At 69.8% G+C, this 13,833-nt stretch carries 14 protein-coding genes; 4 read left to right on the plus strand and 10 right to left on the minus strand.

Translation table 11 applies throughout. The features are described from left to right. Positions 1-143 precede the first annotated feature (143 nt). A complete protein-coding gene (gene gnd, locus ACIQJ5_RS14675) occupies positions 144-1,202 on the plus strand; it encodes a phosphogluconate dehydrogenase (NAD(+)-dependent, decarboxylating) (RefSeq protein WP_402844988.1) in 1,059 nt (352 codons plus the stop codon). Between the two features lie 382 nt (positions 1,203-1,584). Here the strand turns inward: gnd and ACIQJ5_RS14680 are convergent, their stop codons facing one another. Continuing rightward, positions 1,585-1,809, minus strand: a complete 225-nt coding sequence (locus tag ACIQJ5_RS14680) for a hypothetical protein (protein WP_402844990.1) — start codon at positions 1,807-1,809, stop codon at positions 1,585-1,587. Between the two features lie 32 nt (positions 1,810-1,841). Beyond that, positions 1,842-3,011, minus strand: coding sequence for a hypothetical protein (locus tag ACIQJ5_RS14685; protein ID WP_402844991.1), 1,170 nt, complete (start codon positions 3,009-3,011; stop codon positions 1,842-1,844). An 81-nt stretch (positions 3,012-3,092) separates the two neighbouring features. On the opposite strand from ACIQJ5_RS14685, the gene ACIQJ5_RS14690 reads away from it, so the two are divergent. Then, positions 3,093-3,701, plus strand: a complete 609-nt coding sequence (locus ACIQJ5_RS14690; protein ID WP_402844993.1) for a TetR/AcrR family transcriptional regulator — start codon at positions 3,093-3,095, stop codon at positions 3,699-3,701. Between the two features lie 3 nt (positions 3,702-3,704). Here ACIQJ5_RS14690 and ACIQJ5_RS14695 read toward each other — a convergent pair whose 3' ends face one another. From ACIQJ5_RS14695 to ACIQJ5_RS14730, 8 genes are all read right to left on the minus strand, one after another. Next, positions 3,705-4,541 carry a suppressor of fused domain protein gene (locus tag ACIQJ5_RS14695; protein WP_402844995.1) on the minus strand — a complete coding sequence of 279 codons (837 nt, stop codon included), beginning with the start codon at positions 4,539-4,541 and terminating at the stop codon, positions 3,705-3,707. After that, positions 4,538-5,353 carry an acyl-CoA thioesterase gene (locus ACIQJ5_RS14700; RefSeq protein WP_402844997.1) on the minus strand — a complete coding sequence of 272 codons (816 nt, stop codon included), beginning with the start codon at positions 5,351-5,353 and terminating at the stop codon, positions 4,538-4,540. Before ACIQJ5_RS14700 ends, ACIQJ5_RS14695 begins: the two co-directional genes overlap by 4 nt. Positions 5,354-5,362: 9 nt before the next feature. After that, complete coding sequence (locus tag ACIQJ5_RS14705) at positions 5,363-6,106, minus strand: SDR family oxidoreductase (protein WP_402844999.1); 744 nt, start codon at positions 6,104-6,106, stop codon at positions 5,363-5,365. A 1-nt stretch (position 6,107) separates the two neighbouring features. Then, positions 6,108-7,286: a trans-sulfuration enzyme family protein gene (locus ACIQJ5_RS14710; protein WP_402845001.1), complete on the minus strand. Its 1,179-nt coding sequence runs from the start codon at positions 7,284-7,286 to the stop codon at positions 6,108-6,110. 31 nt (positions 7,287-7,317) lie between these two features. Further along, positions 7,318-8,616, minus strand: a complete 1,299-nt coding sequence (locus ACIQJ5_RS14715; RefSeq protein WP_231092800.1) for an MFS transporter — start codon at positions 8,614-8,616, stop codon at positions 7,318-7,320. Then, the gene (locus ACIQJ5_RS14720; RefSeq protein WP_231092799.1) at positions 8,613-9,077 is read right to left on the minus strand and encodes a helix-turn-helix domain-containing protein; all 465 of its coding nucleotides are present in this window, start codon (positions 9,075-9,077) and stop codon (positions 8,613-8,615) included. Before ACIQJ5_RS14720 ends, ACIQJ5_RS14715 begins: the two co-directional genes overlap by 4 nt. A 45-nt stretch (positions 9,078-9,122) precedes the next feature. Continuing rightward, the gene (locus ACIQJ5_RS14725) at positions 9,123-9,854 is read right to left on the minus strand and encodes a hypothetical protein (protein WP_231092798.1); all 732 of its coding nucleotides are present in this window, start codon (positions 9,852-9,854) and stop codon (positions 9,123-9,125) included. Positions 9,855-10,039: 185 nt separating this feature from the next. Beyond that, positions 10,040-11,788, minus strand: coding sequence for an L-aspartate oxidase (locus tag ACIQJ5_RS14730; RefSeq protein WP_231092797.1), 1,749 nt, complete (start codon positions 11,786-11,788; stop codon positions 10,040-10,042). Between the two features lie 71 nt (positions 11,789-11,859). Here ACIQJ5_RS14730 and ACIQJ5_RS14735 point away from each other — a divergent pair, with 71 nt between their 5' ends. Together ACIQJ5_RS14735 and ACIQJ5_RS14740 are read left to right on the plus strand one after the other, a co-directional pair. Continuing rightward, a complete protein-coding gene (locus ACIQJ5_RS14735) occupies positions 11,860-12,780 on the plus strand; it encodes a LysR family transcriptional regulator (protein WP_231092796.1) in 921 nt (306 codons plus the stop codon). Between the two features lie 85 nt (positions 12,781-12,865). Further along, entirely contained in the window at positions 12,866-13,816 is a 951-nt protein-coding gene (locus tag ACIQJ5_RS14740) for a DUF4349 domain-containing protein (protein WP_402845006.1), read from the plus strand. The last annotated feature ends 17 nt before the right edge of the window (positions 13,817-13,833 follow it).

Raw genomic sequence — 13,833 nt, forward strand, 5'->3', positions numbered from 1 at the left:
AGGGCGAAACGGAAGCCCCGCCAGTCTATCCGCCGAACATCTGAACAAGGGTTGGGAGGTCAGGCGCTCAGAACGCAGCGCACAGCGCGGAACGGGAGTTAGATGGATGACGCGGGGGTGGATCGCTCGCGGAAAGAGGAGAAATGCAGATCGGAATGGTCGGCCTCGGCCGGATGGGCGCGAACATTGTGCGCCGCCTCATGCGTGACGGTCACGAGTGCGTGGTCTACGACGTCAACCCGGAGTCGGTCGACGCACTGGCAGCGGAAGGTGCCACCGGCGCGAAGACGCCGGAGGAGTTCGTCGCCGCGCTGCAGACCCCGCGCGTCGCGTGGTTCATGATCCCCGCCGGCATCACCGGCAAGGTCGTCGATCAGTTCGCCGAGCTGATGGAGGCCGGAGACATCCTCATCGACGGCGGAAACTCCAACTACAAGGACGACGTGCGTCGTGCGGCAAAGTATGCGCCGCGCGGTCTCAACTACATCGACATCGGCACCTCGGGCGGTGTCTTCGGCCTGGAGCGCGGATACTGCCTCATGGTGGGCGGTCCCGATGAGGCGGTCGCGCACATCGACCCGATCCTGCGCACGATCGCCCCCGGATCCGGCGACGTGGAGCGCACGCCGGGCCGCTCCGGCGACCTGTCCCCCGAGGAGATGGGCTACCTGCACTGCGGGCAGACCGGCTCCGGTCACTTCGTAAAGATGGTCCACAACGGCATCGAGTACGGCATCATGGCCGCCTTCGCCGAGGGGCTGAACATCCTCCAGCACGCCGACGCGGGCAAGGACGAGGCGGAGCACTCCGCCGAGGTGGCCCCGCTCGAGGAGCCCCAGTTCTACCAGTTCGACATCCCGGTGCCGAAGGTGGCCGAGCTCTGGCGCCGGGGATCGGTGATCTCCTCGTGGCTGCTGGATCTCACCGCAGCGGCACTGCAGCAGAACCCGCGGCTGGACGGTCTGGCCGGTCGGGTCTCCGACTCGGGTGAGGGCCGATGGACCGTCAAGGCCGCCGTCGACGTGGGCGTTCCCGCCCCGGTGCTCTCCTCGGCGCTGTTCGAGCGGTTCGCCTCGCGCGACGAGGACCACTTCGCCAACCAGATCCTCTCGGCCATGCGCCAGCAGTTCGGCGGCCACCAGGAGCTGCCCGCGGGCGATGTTCTGGAGGCCGGCGGAAAGAAGTCCGACGCCCAGTCCTGAGGGGTGTTTCCGAAGAGGCGCACGACACGTCGTGCGCCTCTTCCCTTTTTCCGGACCCGGGCGTACATTGGAGCAACTTCACCGGCGAAGGGAGTGCTTATGGCACCGGATGACAGTAAGACGGGCGACGCCTGACGGCGAACCCGCAGCAGAGAAAACCCGGCTGGCAACTCGAAGAACCGACGCGAGAGATCGCGAATCGGGGCGAACAGACGACTCGCACACTCTAGGGCCGTCCGCTCCAGCGGAAACGAGGATCAGCCTTCAGATCCAGAAGGGGCACCGGATCCCGGTGCCCCTTCCACACGTCTACGCGGATGTTCTCGTCGTGGAAGATGAAAAGCGCAGCTCCCGCATCGCTGGGGGCTGCGTTTTCGATCTTTTAGCCGGCGAGTCGATGCTCTTCGTAGGCCCGGACGAGATCGTCGACGACGGATTGCGGCAGCTGGCCCTGGCTGAGGGGCACGAGGTACTGGATCGGAGTCGCGTGCACCGGGGCGAGGAACGTCTCGTCGCGTCCGATGTGGCGGAGCAGGTCGCGGACGAGGTAGCCGCCGATCGGGTCCTCCAGCCATTCCTGCACGGTGGACTGCTCGCTCAGTGCCATCTCACTCCCTTCGCGACTCTCGATCCTACGGCTCATGCCACGGCGACGGCGGGGGCGACGGCGGCGCGGGCGCGGCGATGCTCGCGGAAGATGGCGACGACGGTGGCGAGCAGTCCGCCCACGAACCACAGCAGCAGGACCGTCCATGGACCCGACACGTCGGCAGCGGGGAAGTAGGACAGATCGCGCAGCAGCGTTCCGGCCGCTCCCGGAGGGAACGCCTGCCCGATCGCGCCCCAGGGTCGCAGCAGGAATTCGACGGGCATGGTCGCAGCGGACAACGGGTTGGCAAACAGCATCATGACGACCGCACCCGCCGGGATGCCCGGAGTCCCCAGCAGTCCGTAGAGGCCGGTCACCGTGGCGGAGATCGCGCCGACCGCGAGCCCCAGTGCGAGGGCGTTCAGTGCGTATGAGCCCTGCAGCACGCCGAACCACGCCTGCAGCACGCCCGCCACCACGAGTCCCGCGGCGGCCGAGTACACCACGACGGCGAACAGACGACGGGCGGCGCCCTTGATCAGAATCGACAGCAGCACACCGCCGAGCAGGCCGCCCAGCACGAGCGGGAAGGCTGCGACGGCCAGGCCCGTGCCTCGCTCATCGGTGTCGGCGAGCGGAACCACGTCGGTCACCTGCACCGTGACGGTCGGGATCGTGAACGGCGCAGCTGCGTCGGCAGCGGGAAGCTGCGGCTGCTGACCTGCCTGCACCGCCGCGAGCGCCTGCTGCATCTGCGTCGCCGCCTGCTGCTGGGCGGCGGCGATGCCGGCCTCCACCTGCGTTCGGATCTGCGCGTCCACCGCGGCCTGGACCTGCGTCGCGACGCCCTGCAGCAGCTGCGCCACCGCCGGGTTCGCCGCGGACGCGGTCAGCACCTCGGGTGCCGTGGTCGCATCCGCGCCGAGGATGACGGCACCGTAGGCGTCGCGTCGCTCGATCGCAGCCACCGCGGCGTCCCGGTCGTCGTAATCGACGAGGGCAATGGCACCGTCGGCCTTCTCATTCACCTGTTCCTCGATGGCCGCGAGCTGCTCGCCTGAGCCGACGATCCCCACCGGGACGTCCTTCGGCGACGCAGTCACCGAAGGCCAGGCGAAGGCGAGCAGGATCACCCCGATCACGATGGACAGCGCGACGCCGATGCCGGTGGCGCGCAGCAGCGGGGTGTGAAAGCGCGGGTCGTGCGCTGTGGCGTTCATGGGTGCCCCTCAAAATAAAAACGAATGTTCGTTCTGTATGATGCTCTCGAGCGATAAGGTTGTCAACACAGGGAGGTGGCGATGCCGAAGGTCAGCGACGAGCACCGCGCCGCGCGGCGCAGCGCGATCATCGACGCCGCTATGCGGGTGTTCCTGCGAAACGGCTACTCCCGCACCTCGATGGCGGACATCATCGCGGAGTCGGGGCTGTCCGCCGGCGCGATCTACGGCTACTTCGACGGCAAGCAGGCGCTGGTGCACGCGGTCGCGGAGCGAGTGCTGGGAGCGCGCATCGCCGAAGTGCAGGCGTTGTCGGGGTCGGACGTCCCCCACCCCTCCGCGGTCATGCGCGCCGTGCTCGAGGGCGTGCGAAACGAGCCGTTCAGCGGCGTCGTGGTGCAGCTCTGGGCCGAGGCGGCAGCGGATGAGCATCTCCGCGCCGGGCTCACACGCGTCTTCTCCGAGCTGCGGGCCACACTCATCGCCGTGGTCAGCGCCTGGGGCGAAGCGCATCCGGAGGTCGTTCCCGCGGGCGTGGACGACTGGTCCCGGCGGGTGGGACTAGTGATCGCGGGGCTCGGCCCCGGCTTCCTGCTCTTCTCCTCGCTGCTGGAGGACTTCGATCAGGAGGCGTATCTCTCGGGGATCGCCCTCGCACTCGGCATCGAGCCCGTCGCGCTCGCCCGCTGACACTCAGTCGTCGTAGGCGAAGTCACCGGACTCATCGGTGAATCTCGCCGTCTGGCCGGTCTCCGCGATTCGCAGGAAGTGCTCGACCCACGGGAAGCGGGAGACGTAGGTCGACAGCGACCAGATCTCGAAGTTGGCGGCGTCGGCCATGTACTCCGGCGACTCGAGACCGGTCACCGAGCGGAACTCCCGCGGCGCGGCCGTCAGCCAGCGGGGCGGATGCTGCTCGTGCAGCCGCGACACGATCACCGGCGCGTCCGGGCGGTACCCCGGCGCGTCCTCGGGGGAGACCACGCCGGTGCGCGTCACATCCAACAGCTCGTCGATGGAGCCCGCGCGCGTGGCCAGCCCGTCCCACCCGGCATGCGCGGCGAACCGGGCCTCGTCGTCCGTGAGCAGTCGCAGCGTGCGCACATGACCGACGGTGCGTCGCCGGACACGGACGTCGTCGAATCGGCTTCCCCACCGGGAACCCGTCGCCAGGATGGCCGAGATGCGCGTTCCGTTGAGGAACGGAACATCGTTGCGCCAGGGCACTTCCAGCGGCGGCACGCGACGGTTCTGCGCGATGTCGTCACAGACGATCGTGAAGGCGACGAACGCGGCACCCACCTGGTCCGGCAGCACCTCGATCGCCAGCTCCACACGTTCGCCCGAGTCGGTCTGCAGGCGCGACGCCCCCGAGGTCATCAGGGTGATCGGGCCGTTCTTCGGTCTCTTCTCCACCACCTGGATCGCGCCGCCGATGCGCTCCTCGAAAGGCACCGGAGGCGTTCCGAGCGCATCGAAGACGTGACGAGGGAAGGCGTCGTCGCCGGGTCGCAGCGGCAGATCCGTCATGAGCCGGTCCGGGGCTCGGAGAAGTACACCAGCTGATACGTCGTGGCCAGCAGTGCACCGGCCTCGCTCCAGATCTCGCCGCGCTGCTCGAACAGCCCGCGCCCGTACCGCGATGCTCCGGCCCGCAGCAGGAGGTGGGCGCCCGCGGCGGCGAGTTCACCGGCGGGCGCATGCAGGTAGGTGGTCAGCGTGATGGTGCTGGCGCGTACGGCGGGCCCGCGGCGGCGGAACACACGGGGGTAGAACGCGTCGCTCGCGGCGATGAGTGCGGGCGCATCCCAGGCTCGCTCCTCAGCGTGGCGGAGCCAGAACATCGTGTCCGCGTCGTCGGCCAGCGGAGCCGGCGGCATCGGGATCTCGCCCGCGATGAAGCGCATCCGATAGTTCTCCAGCCACTTCAGCGGGAACGGGATGCGGGTTTCGGCATAGGTGTCGGGCGCACCCACCTCCGGCATCACGGCCTCGGTATCGCCCCACGTGTCCCGGTCCACGCCCGTGACGGCCGTGGCGGTGACGACCACGTCCGCACCCTGACGAGCGGTGATCGCCCAGTGCTGGCTGGTGCGATTGGTGCGCACCGGTTCGGCGACGATGCTCCACTCCCCCGCCGCGATGGGCGCTGCGAAATTCACCGTGACCGCGACGATCTCCCCGAGCAGGTCCGGATGCGAGAGCACGGCCGAAGCCACCGTGGCCGCGGTGATCCCGCCGAACGGGCCGACCATGTTCTCCCACTGCGGATGCGTTCGTGCCGCCACGGTTTCGTCGTTCGTGCGGGTGACGGCGATCGCTTCATCGAGAACATGCACCATGTCCCGACCCTATTGCCGAGAGCTCGCGCTGAGCCAGTCATCGAACGACGGTCCCAGCAGATCGGCATCGGGGCCGGGCAGAATGCGACCGTCGCGGATCGCCGCACCCCACGCACCGGGCAGCGGCACCTCGACGATCCGCCGGCGCTCGCCGTGATGCGCCGCCCACCGTCGCGACAGGTCGGCCATCCGCTCCTCGCGGGGACCGGCGATCTCCCGGGCGACGCCCTGCGGCCCCGTCTCCAGCAGCTCCACGACCCGGCGGGCGACGACGGACGCGGCGAGCGGCTGCGAGCGCATCTTCGGAACCAGGGACACGCCACCGATCCGGGCGGCGTCCAACACCTGCCCCGCGAACTCGTGGAACTGCGTCGCCCGCAGAATCGTCCACGGCACCGGGCCGCCCCGCACAACGCGCTCCTGTGCCGCCTTGCCCGCGTAGTAGCCGAATGGCGCCTCGGGGACGCCCACGACCGACAGCGCGAGGTGGTGTTTCACGCCCGCGGCGGCACCGGCGTCCACCAGCGTCCGCGAAACGGTCCGGAAGAAGCGGATTGCCGCATCAGCAGCCGTGGCAGACACCGAGGAGACGTCGACCACGGCACCGACGCCGCTCAGATCGAGCCCCGTTCCTGTGGTGAGATCCACGCCGTCGGCACGCGAGAGCGAGATCACGTCGTGGCCACGATCGCGCGCCTCGGACACGATGAGCCGCCCCACCACGCCGGTGCCGCCGGCCACCGCCACGCGCATGTCAGTCGCCCGCGACCGCGTCCAGCGCGCCCTCGAGGTCGGCGATGAGGTCGCGGACGTCTTCGAGGCCGATCGACAGGCGCAGCACGTTGGCGGCCGGACGCGCCTCGGGCGGGACCGGACGGTGGGTGAGGGCGGCGGGGTGCTGGATCAGCGAGTCGACCCCGCCCAGTGACACGGCGTGCGTGAACAGCTTCACGTGCTCGGTGACGCGGGCGGCGGCAGCGTAGCCGCCGACGAGCTCCACCGCGATCATGGCTCCGGGGCCGCGCTGCTGACGGGCGAGGATGCCCTGCGGGTCGCCGTCGAGCCCGGGATAGTGCACACGGGCAACGGCCGGGTGGTCCCCGAGCCGCCGCGCGATGATCTCGGCCGAAGCCTGCTGTGCCCGCACGCGCAGGGGCAGCGTGGGAAGGCCGCGGTGCAGCAGGTAGGCGGCGAGCGGATGGAGCAGGGCTCCGGTCACCGCTCGGACCTGGCGCAGCTTCACGGCAGTCGCCTCGTCGGTCGCGATGATGCCCCCGACTACGTCGCCGTGGCCGCCGAGGTACTTCGTGGCGCTGTGCAGCGAGAGGGCCGCTCCCAGATCCAGCGGGTTCTGCAGCACAGGGGTGGCGAAGGTGTTGTCGACGAGGACCGGCACGCCGCCGGCCGCCTCGACCACCGCGGCGATGTCCACCAGCTCCAGGGTGGGGTTCGCCGGCGATTCGATCACAACGAGAGCGGTGTCCTCACGCACCGACGCAGCCACCTCCGCCGCGGTGCAGAACGTGACCTCGGTGGCCAGAAGGGAGGTTCCGAGGAGGTGATCGGTGCCGCCGTAGATCGGACGCACGGCGACCACATGCCGCCCGCCGGCGGCCGTGAGGGCGAGGATGGCCGCCGTCATCGCCGCCATCCCCGATCCGAAGGCCACCGCGGCCTCGGCATGCTCCAGCTTCGCCAGCGCCTCCTCGAAGCGGGCGACGGTCGGGTTCCACAACCGCTGATACACCATCCCGCCCGCGGGGTCGGGGTGACCTCCGGTGGCCATGGACTCATAGGAGTCGCCGCCGTGCTCGATGTCCGGCAGCGGGTTGGTGCTGGACAGATCGATGGGCAGGGCGTGCACGCCGAGGGCCGCGAGATCGTCGCGTCCGGCATGTACCGCCATGGTGTCGAGGTGGAGTTCGTCGGTCATACCCCGATCCTGCCCGATCGCCGCCGCCACGTCAGGAGGCGGGCTCGGACACCGCCTCGCGTCGGCGTGCGATGGTGCCGCTCACCAGTGCCGCGACGAGGCACAGCACGGCGGCGGTGATCCAGGCGACCGTGTACTGGCCCGTCTGGTCGCGGACGATGCCGGCGAGGGTCGCAGCGAACGCGGCCCCAACCTGGTGCGCCGCGAAGACCCACCCGAACACCAGCGGCCCGCGTGCCCCGAACAGCTCACGGCAGAGGGCGATCGTCGGCGGCACCGTGGCCACCCAGTCCAGTCCGTAGATCACGATGAAGACCACGAGGCTGGGCTGCACGGTGGCCGAGAGCAGCGTCGGCAGCAGGAACAGGCTGACGCCGCGCAGCGCGTAGTACGCCGCCAGGAGGATGCGTGGATTGACCCGGTCGGTGAGCCACCCCGACAGCACGGTCCCGGCGATGTCGAAGATGCCCACCACCGCGAGCAGTCCTGCCGCGGTGGTCTGCGGCATCCCATGATCATGGGCGCTCGGGATGAAGTGGGTGCCCACCAGCCCGTTGGTGGTGGCGCCGCAGATCGCGAAACCGACCGCGAGCGCCCAGAACGCACGGGAACGGCTCGCCTCACGCAATGCACCCAGCGCCAGACGGACCGCGCTCTCCCGCGGCGCCATGGTCACCTCCGCAGCCGGCGCCACCGCCGTCTCCACATCCGCTGCCGCCGCGCCGTAGGCCAGCACACCGATATCCGACGGGCGATCCCGCAGCAGCAGCACCACCACCGGGACCACGACGAGGGCACCACCCGCGATGATGAGCGAGGCAATCCGCCAGCCCAGTTCCTCGGCGGTCGTGGCGATCACCGGAAGGAAGATCAGCTGACCGGTGGCGCTCCCGGCGGTGAGAACGCCGGAGACCAGACCGCGACGCTTCACAAACCAGGTGTCGGTGACGGTCGCCGCGAACACGAGGGCCATGGATCCGGTACCGAGCCCGATGAGCAGCCCCCAGGTGAGCAGCAGCTGCCAGGGAGCGTCGATGAACACGGTGAGTGCTGCACCGGCCGCGATCACCAGCAGCGCAGCCGTGGTGACACGGCGGATTCCGAAGCGCTGCATCAGGCCGGCGGCGAACGGCGCGGTGACGCCGTAGAGCACGAGGTTCACCGTCACCGCCAGGCTGATCTGCGTCATGGACCAGCCGAACTCCTCGTGCAGCGGCACCATCAGCACGCCGGGTGCGGCGCGGAAGCCCGCCGCACCGATCAGCGCCACCAGGGCGGCGCCTGCGACGAACCACGCCGGATGGATGCGGCCGGTGCCACGGCGGCTCACCGCGGGCCTCCCCCGACGACGGGGAACGGCTCACCCATGCTCGGACGCATCCACGTGGTGGATTCGGCATCGAGGGGGGCGGCACAGGTGGGGCACCAGTCCGCCGATACCGCCTCTGTGCCACATCGCGTACAGCTGATCCGCAGTCCGCCGTCGCTCGGCGGCTCGACCGCGCGCGTGAAGCCCGCATACGCGTGCAGGATCGGCAGGGTCCGCTCACCTGCGTTCGTCAGCGCGTATCCGCCGCTCTCTGCGTGCCGGATGAGGCCCGCATCGGTCATGGTCCGCAGCCGGCGGGCCAGCACGCTGTCTGCTGCACCCGTCGCATCACGGAGCTCGTCGAATCGGCTGCGCCCGCTGAAGAGCTCACGGAGGATGACCAGCACCCACGGGTCGGCGAGCACGTCGGCCGCGCGTGCGATGACGCACCCGGCCTCGGACCAGTCGGAACGCAAAGGCATGGGGCTACTTTCTTGAAGAAAGTAGCCCCATGTCAAGTGCGATGATCAGATCTGGATCTGGCCCGCCGCCTGCGCCAGCTTGTGCCGAGCCAGAGCCAGGTTGGCGCGGGCGCGGTCGAGCACGAGGTAGACGAACAGCCCCTCGTTGCCCGCGCTGTGGAGCACGTTGATGAGGTGGTACTGCTGATCCAGCGTGATGAGGATGTCCTCGGTCGCGGCTGTCAGGCCGATATCGCGCATCGTCTGCACGTTGGTGCGGACCATGTTGGACGTTCCGGCTGCGGCGATGGCCAGATCGAAGCCCGGCTGTCCGCCCTCCGCGAGCGTCATCCCCGATCCGGAATCGACGATCGCCGCGCCGATAGCCCCGTCGATCGCCAGGAGGTCCTGTACTGACTGCTCCAGATGTGCCATTCTTGCTCTCTCTTCTTCGGTGCCGATACGGCCGGGCGACCACCCTCGCCCACGGTTGTCCGGCGGCGCCGGGTCGGAATCGGCCGGGACGGGATCGATCATCTGGCCGGGCACAACGGTGCCGAGCGGTGCATCGGTGGCCGGCGCCGGACCGATGCCGGATGCGGGAGCGACGGGTGCCGCCGCTGGCGGTGCGGGTTCGATGAGTGTGGGCAGTTCCAGCGCAAGCGCCGCAGGCGGTGCGGGCGGTGCGAAGAGGGCCTCGATCGCACTGAGCGAGTCCTCGTCGGATGCCCGTTCCGCGACCGTACCGCTGCCCGGCTGCTCGTCGTCGTCGCGCCGACGTCGATTGAATAGCGCCATCAGGCCCCCGTCCCCCACACGCACCCATCATCGATTGCGAATCGCGACGAGTTCCCCAGATGCACGAACGAGTCGTCCCGAACTCGATCGTGCCGAAACTCTAGCTCCCGGACGGCGACGGCGTTCTCGTCCTGTGGATAGAAAGCGGAGGGCTCACCCTTCGTCTGGATGAGCCCTCCGCGACATCACTCGACGAGCTTGCCCGCGACGTCGGATGAGGTCTGCACCTGCGCAAGGTCACGGAAGGAGTCCGGCGCCTCCGGCAGTTCCTCGAACACCACGCCGCCGCCGGGGGTCCACACCATGTTCCCGCGCAGCGCGGGATCCGTCTCGGGGAAGTCGGCGCGGTTGTGGCACCCGCGCGTCTCACGCCGTTCGAGAGCGCACTCGAGGGTGGCGCGTGCAGCCAGGAGGGAACCGAGCAGATCGTAGGCGTGCGCGAGGTCGTCGTATCCCGCGATGTCGGGGTGGGCGGAGACGTGGGTGGCGCGCTCTTCTACCTCCGCCAGGCGACGCAGCCCCTCGCGAAGGCCCTCTTCGGTGCGCACCACGCCGGCGTGCTCGGTCATGATGTCGCGGATCGCGCGCTGCAGCACCCGTGCGCTCTCCCCGCCTGCAGGGTCGAGGAGTCGCGCCATCTCCGCGCGCGCCTCCGCCACGGCCGCCGGTGAACGGTGGATCCGGGTGCGCGAGCGGGCGTACTCTGCCGCCGCTTCCCCCGTGATGCGTCCGTAGACCATGAGCTCGATGAGGGAGTTCCCGCCCAGCCGGTTCGCACCGTGCAATCCGCTGGATGCCTCACCGATGGCATAGAGCCCCTCCACACCGGTGCCGTGATCCGCCGCGTCCACCCATACGCCGCCCATCGAGTAGTGCGCGGTGGGCGCCACCTCCATCGGCTGCTGCGTGATGTCCAGCATCTGCAGATCGATCATGGTGCGGTACAACCGGGGCAGCTTCGCCATGATCGTCTCGCGCGGCAGGTGGGAGACGTCCAGCCAGACGCCGCCGTTCGCCGTTCCGCGACCCTCCGCGATCTCCGTGTAGTTGGCCAGCGCCACCCGGTCACGGGTCGAGAGCTCCATGCGCTCCGGGTCGTAGCGCGCCATGAACCGCTCGCCCTGAGCGTTGGTGAGGATCCCACCCTCACCCCGCGCCGCCTCCGACACCAGGGTGCCGGCCATCTCCACCGGCTCGAGGATCCCGGACGGGTGGAACTGCACCAGCTCCGCATCGCGGATTCGAGCGCCGGCGAGGGCGGCCAGCCGGAACGAGTCCCCGGTGTTCTCGTCGCGCCGCGAGGAGGTATAGCGCCAGATCCGGTTGTGACCGCCGGCGGCGATGATGACGGCGTCGGCGTGGATGATCACGGGGGTTCCGTCGACCACGTCGAAGCCGTAGGCACCGAAGACCTGCCCGTCGGCGACGAGGAGCCGGGTCACGTACACGCTGTCGTTGATCGGGACGTCGAGTTCGGCAGCTCGGCGCAGCAGGGTCCGCTGGATCTCCAGACCGGTGTAATCCCCCGCATACGCGGTCCGCCGGTACGTGTGGGCGCCGAAGAAGCGCTGGCTGATGCGGCCGTCCTCCTCCCGGGCGAACGGCATGCCCCAGCGCTCCAGGTCTTCGATGCCGCGCGCCGCGTTGCGCGTGACGACCTCCACGATGCCGGGATCGGCGAGGAAGTACGACTCCCGCAGGGTGTCGGCGGCGTGCTGCTGCCAGCTGTCCTCGGGATCCATCGTCGCCAGTGCCGCATTGATGCCGCCCGCCGCGAGTGTGGTGTGGGCATCGTGCTTGCGGCGCTTTCCCACCGCGAGCACGTCGATGCCCCGCTCGGCCAGCTCGATGGCGGCGCGAAGACCCGCGCCACCGGTTCCGATGACGAGGACGGAGGTGGTCAGTTGCCGCTCGGTGCGGAGGGTTGTGCTCATGTCTTCGACGCTAGGAGCGCGCGACGGATTACTCCAATGCATAGTTGGTCTCGATCCCATACGCTCAGGACATGCAACTCGCCCATCTCCGATCCTTCGAAGCGGTCGCCCGCAGCGGCAACTTCACCCATGCGGCGGACGAGCTCTTCCTCTCGCAGCCATCGCTGTCCCGCCAGATCGCGGCTCTGGAGGTCGAGCTCGGGGTGACGCTGTTCATCCGCGGCCGCACCGGGGCAGTGCTCACCACCGAGGGCGAGGCGCTGCTGCCGATCGCCCGGCGCATGCTCGCCGATGCGGAGGCGGCGCGGCAGGAGATGGACGAGTTCGCGCAGTTGCGTCGTGGCCGGGTGCGGCTCGGGGCGCCGCCCACGCTGTGCGTGTCGATCGTGGCGGATGCACTCGCCTCGTTCCGGCGTGCACATCCGGGGGTGGACGTGGTCATCCGCGAAGCGGGCTCGCGCGAGCTCGTCGAGGAGCTCGCTGGTGGCGCCCTGGACCTGGCGCTCACCGTCACACGGCCGAGCGTGCCCGACGATCCGGCAGTCGCCTCGGAACCGTTGTTCACGGAGGAACTGGTGCTGGCATCGGCTGCCGACGGGGAGCCCACCGGAAAAACGCCGATGACGCTGGCCACCCTGGCCACGCTGCCGCTCGTGATGTTCCACCGCGGCTACGACCTGCGCGTGGCCACCGATGCCGCCTTCGCCTCCGCGGGATTGGTGCCGACCATCGCCGTGGAGGGTGCCGAGATGGACGCTGTGCTGCGGTTCGTGGAGCGCGGGGTGGGCGTGGCCGTCGTCCCGCAGACGGTGCTGTCCGGCCGCCCGGCCCTCCGTGGAGACCGGCTCGGCGCCGACCTCCGCCGCACCGTCAACCTGTCGCGGCGCGTGGGGGTGCCGCTGGCCGCCGCACCCGCAGCCATGGAGCGTTTCCTGCGCGCCGCGGCGCCTCCGGATTCAGTTCTCACCGGCCGTTATCCGACCGTCACCTGAGCGTGGCCGAGCCGTGATCGGACGGAGACGCGATCGTGACCGGGAGCCGTAGCCGTCAGGCGAGGCAGAGACCTAACGTGTCGGCATGACGATCACGCAACGACGCCGATCGCTCGCCGCAGCACTCCTCACGGCCGCGATCCTGCTCACCGGATGCTCGGCCTCGAACGCGGGATCGGCGGGTTCCGCAGCCCAGCCCGCCGCCGTCCAGCCCGCCGATGCGCAGCCGGCGGCTGCCGATGCACCCGCCGAGGCTGCGGAGATCATCACGGGCACCATCTGGCTCACCTCGTCCGACCCGATGGCCGCGGCGCGCTCGGCGACGGAGGCCGTCGTCGCGGCGGGCGGGCGCATCGAGGATCGCGACGAGTACGCGTCGGCCGATCTCACGGAGGCACGCGCCACCCTCACGGCCCGCATCCCCGTGGCCAAGATCGAGGACGTGCGCGAACAGCTGACGAGCATCGGAACCGTCAGCCGAACCCAGGTGACGTCCGAGGACGTCAGCACCGCGCAGCGCGACCTCGAAGCACGGGCGAGCTCACTGCGCACATCTGTCGAGCGCTACGAGAGCTGGCTCGCCGCCGCGCAGACGCCCAGCGACCTGGCCGAGCTCGAGGAGTCGCTGAGCGAGCGCCAGACCAGGCTGGAGACCATCGAATCCGAGTTGCGGGCGATGGCCGACAAGGTCGCCATGAGCACGATCACCCTCGTCATCGGCGGCGACGGACACCATGACCCGACCCAGCCGCAGACGGTCGGCGACGCCCTGGCGGTCGGGTGGAACGGGTTCGCCGGATTCTGGCTGGCCACTCTGCTGAACGTGAGCGTCGCACTCCCCTGGCTGGTGCTGATCGCCCTCGCCGGGGCCGTGGTGTTGGTCATCATGCGGCGACGGCGAGACCGTGCCCGCGCGGCCGAGGCGGCAGCGGCGCCCACGCACACGACCCCTGACCTGGTCGCCGCAACGACTCACACCCCGCCGCCGACCGCGTCACAGCAGCAGGGCGTGCGGCCCGCCGATCCCGGGGTATGAGTCGAACCGTTGTTCTG

The sequence above is a fragment of the Microbacterium sp. GXS0129 genome (assembly GCF_044769785.1).
Lineage (GTDB): Bacteria > Actinomycetota > Actinomycetes > Actinomycetales > Microbacteriaceae > Microbacterium > Microbacterium nymphoidis.

Bases quoted from the DNA above. Each gene is read 5' to 3' on its own strand.
- ACIQJ5_RS14705 (WP_402844999.1), bottom strand. From the start codon at position 6,106: ATGCGCGTGGCGGTGGCCGGCGGCACCGGCGTGGTGGGGCGGCTCATC.
- ACIQJ5_RS14685 (WP_402844991.1), bottom strand. From the start codon at position 3,011: ATGAACGCCACAGCGCACGACCCGCGCTTTCACACCCCGCTGCTGCGC.
- ACIQJ5_RS14710 (WP_402845001.1), bottom strand. From the start codon at position 7,286: ATGACCGACGAACTCCACCTCGACACCATGGCGGTACATGCCGGACGC.
- ACIQJ5_RS14680 (WP_402844990.1), bottom strand. From the start codon at position 1,809: ATGGCACTGAGCGAGCAGTCCACCGTGCAGGAATGGCTGGAGGACCCG.
- ACIQJ5_RS14700 (WP_402844997.1), bottom strand. From the start codon at position 5,353: ATGGTGCATGTTCTCGATGAAGCGATCGCCGTCACCCGCACGAACGAC.
- ACIQJ5_RS14720 (WP_231092799.1), bottom strand. From the start codon at position 9,077: ATGCCTTTGCGTTCCGACTGGTCCGAGGCCGGGTGCGTCATCGCACGC.
- ACIQJ5_RS14730 (WP_231092797.1), bottom strand. From the start codon at position 11,788: ATGAGCACAACCCTCCGCACCGAGCGGCAACTGACCACCTCCGTCCTC.
- ACIQJ5_RS14725 (WP_231092798.1), bottom strand. From the start codon at position 9,854: ATGGCGCTATTCAATCGACGTCGGCGCGACGACGACGAGCAGCCGGGC.
- ACIQJ5_RS14695 (WP_402844995.1), bottom strand. From the start codon at position 4,541: ATGACGGATCTGCCGCTGCGACCCGGCGACGACGCCTTCCCTCGTCAC.
- gnd (WP_402844988.1), top strand. From the start codon at position 144: ATGCAGATCGGAATGGTCGGCCTCGGCCGGATGGGCGCGAACATTGTG.
- ACIQJ5_RS14740 (WP_402845006.1), top strand. From the start codon at position 12,866: ATGACGATCACGCAACGACGCCGATCGCTCGCCGCAGCACTCCTCACG.
- ACIQJ5_RS14690 (WP_402844993.1), top strand. From the start codon at position 3,093: ATGCCGAAGGTCAGCGACGAGCACCGCGCCGCGCGGCGCAGCGCGATC.
- ACIQJ5_RS14735 (WP_231092796.1), top strand. From the start codon at position 11,860: ATGCAACTCGCCCATCTCCGATCCTTCGAAGCGGTCGCCCGCAGCGGC.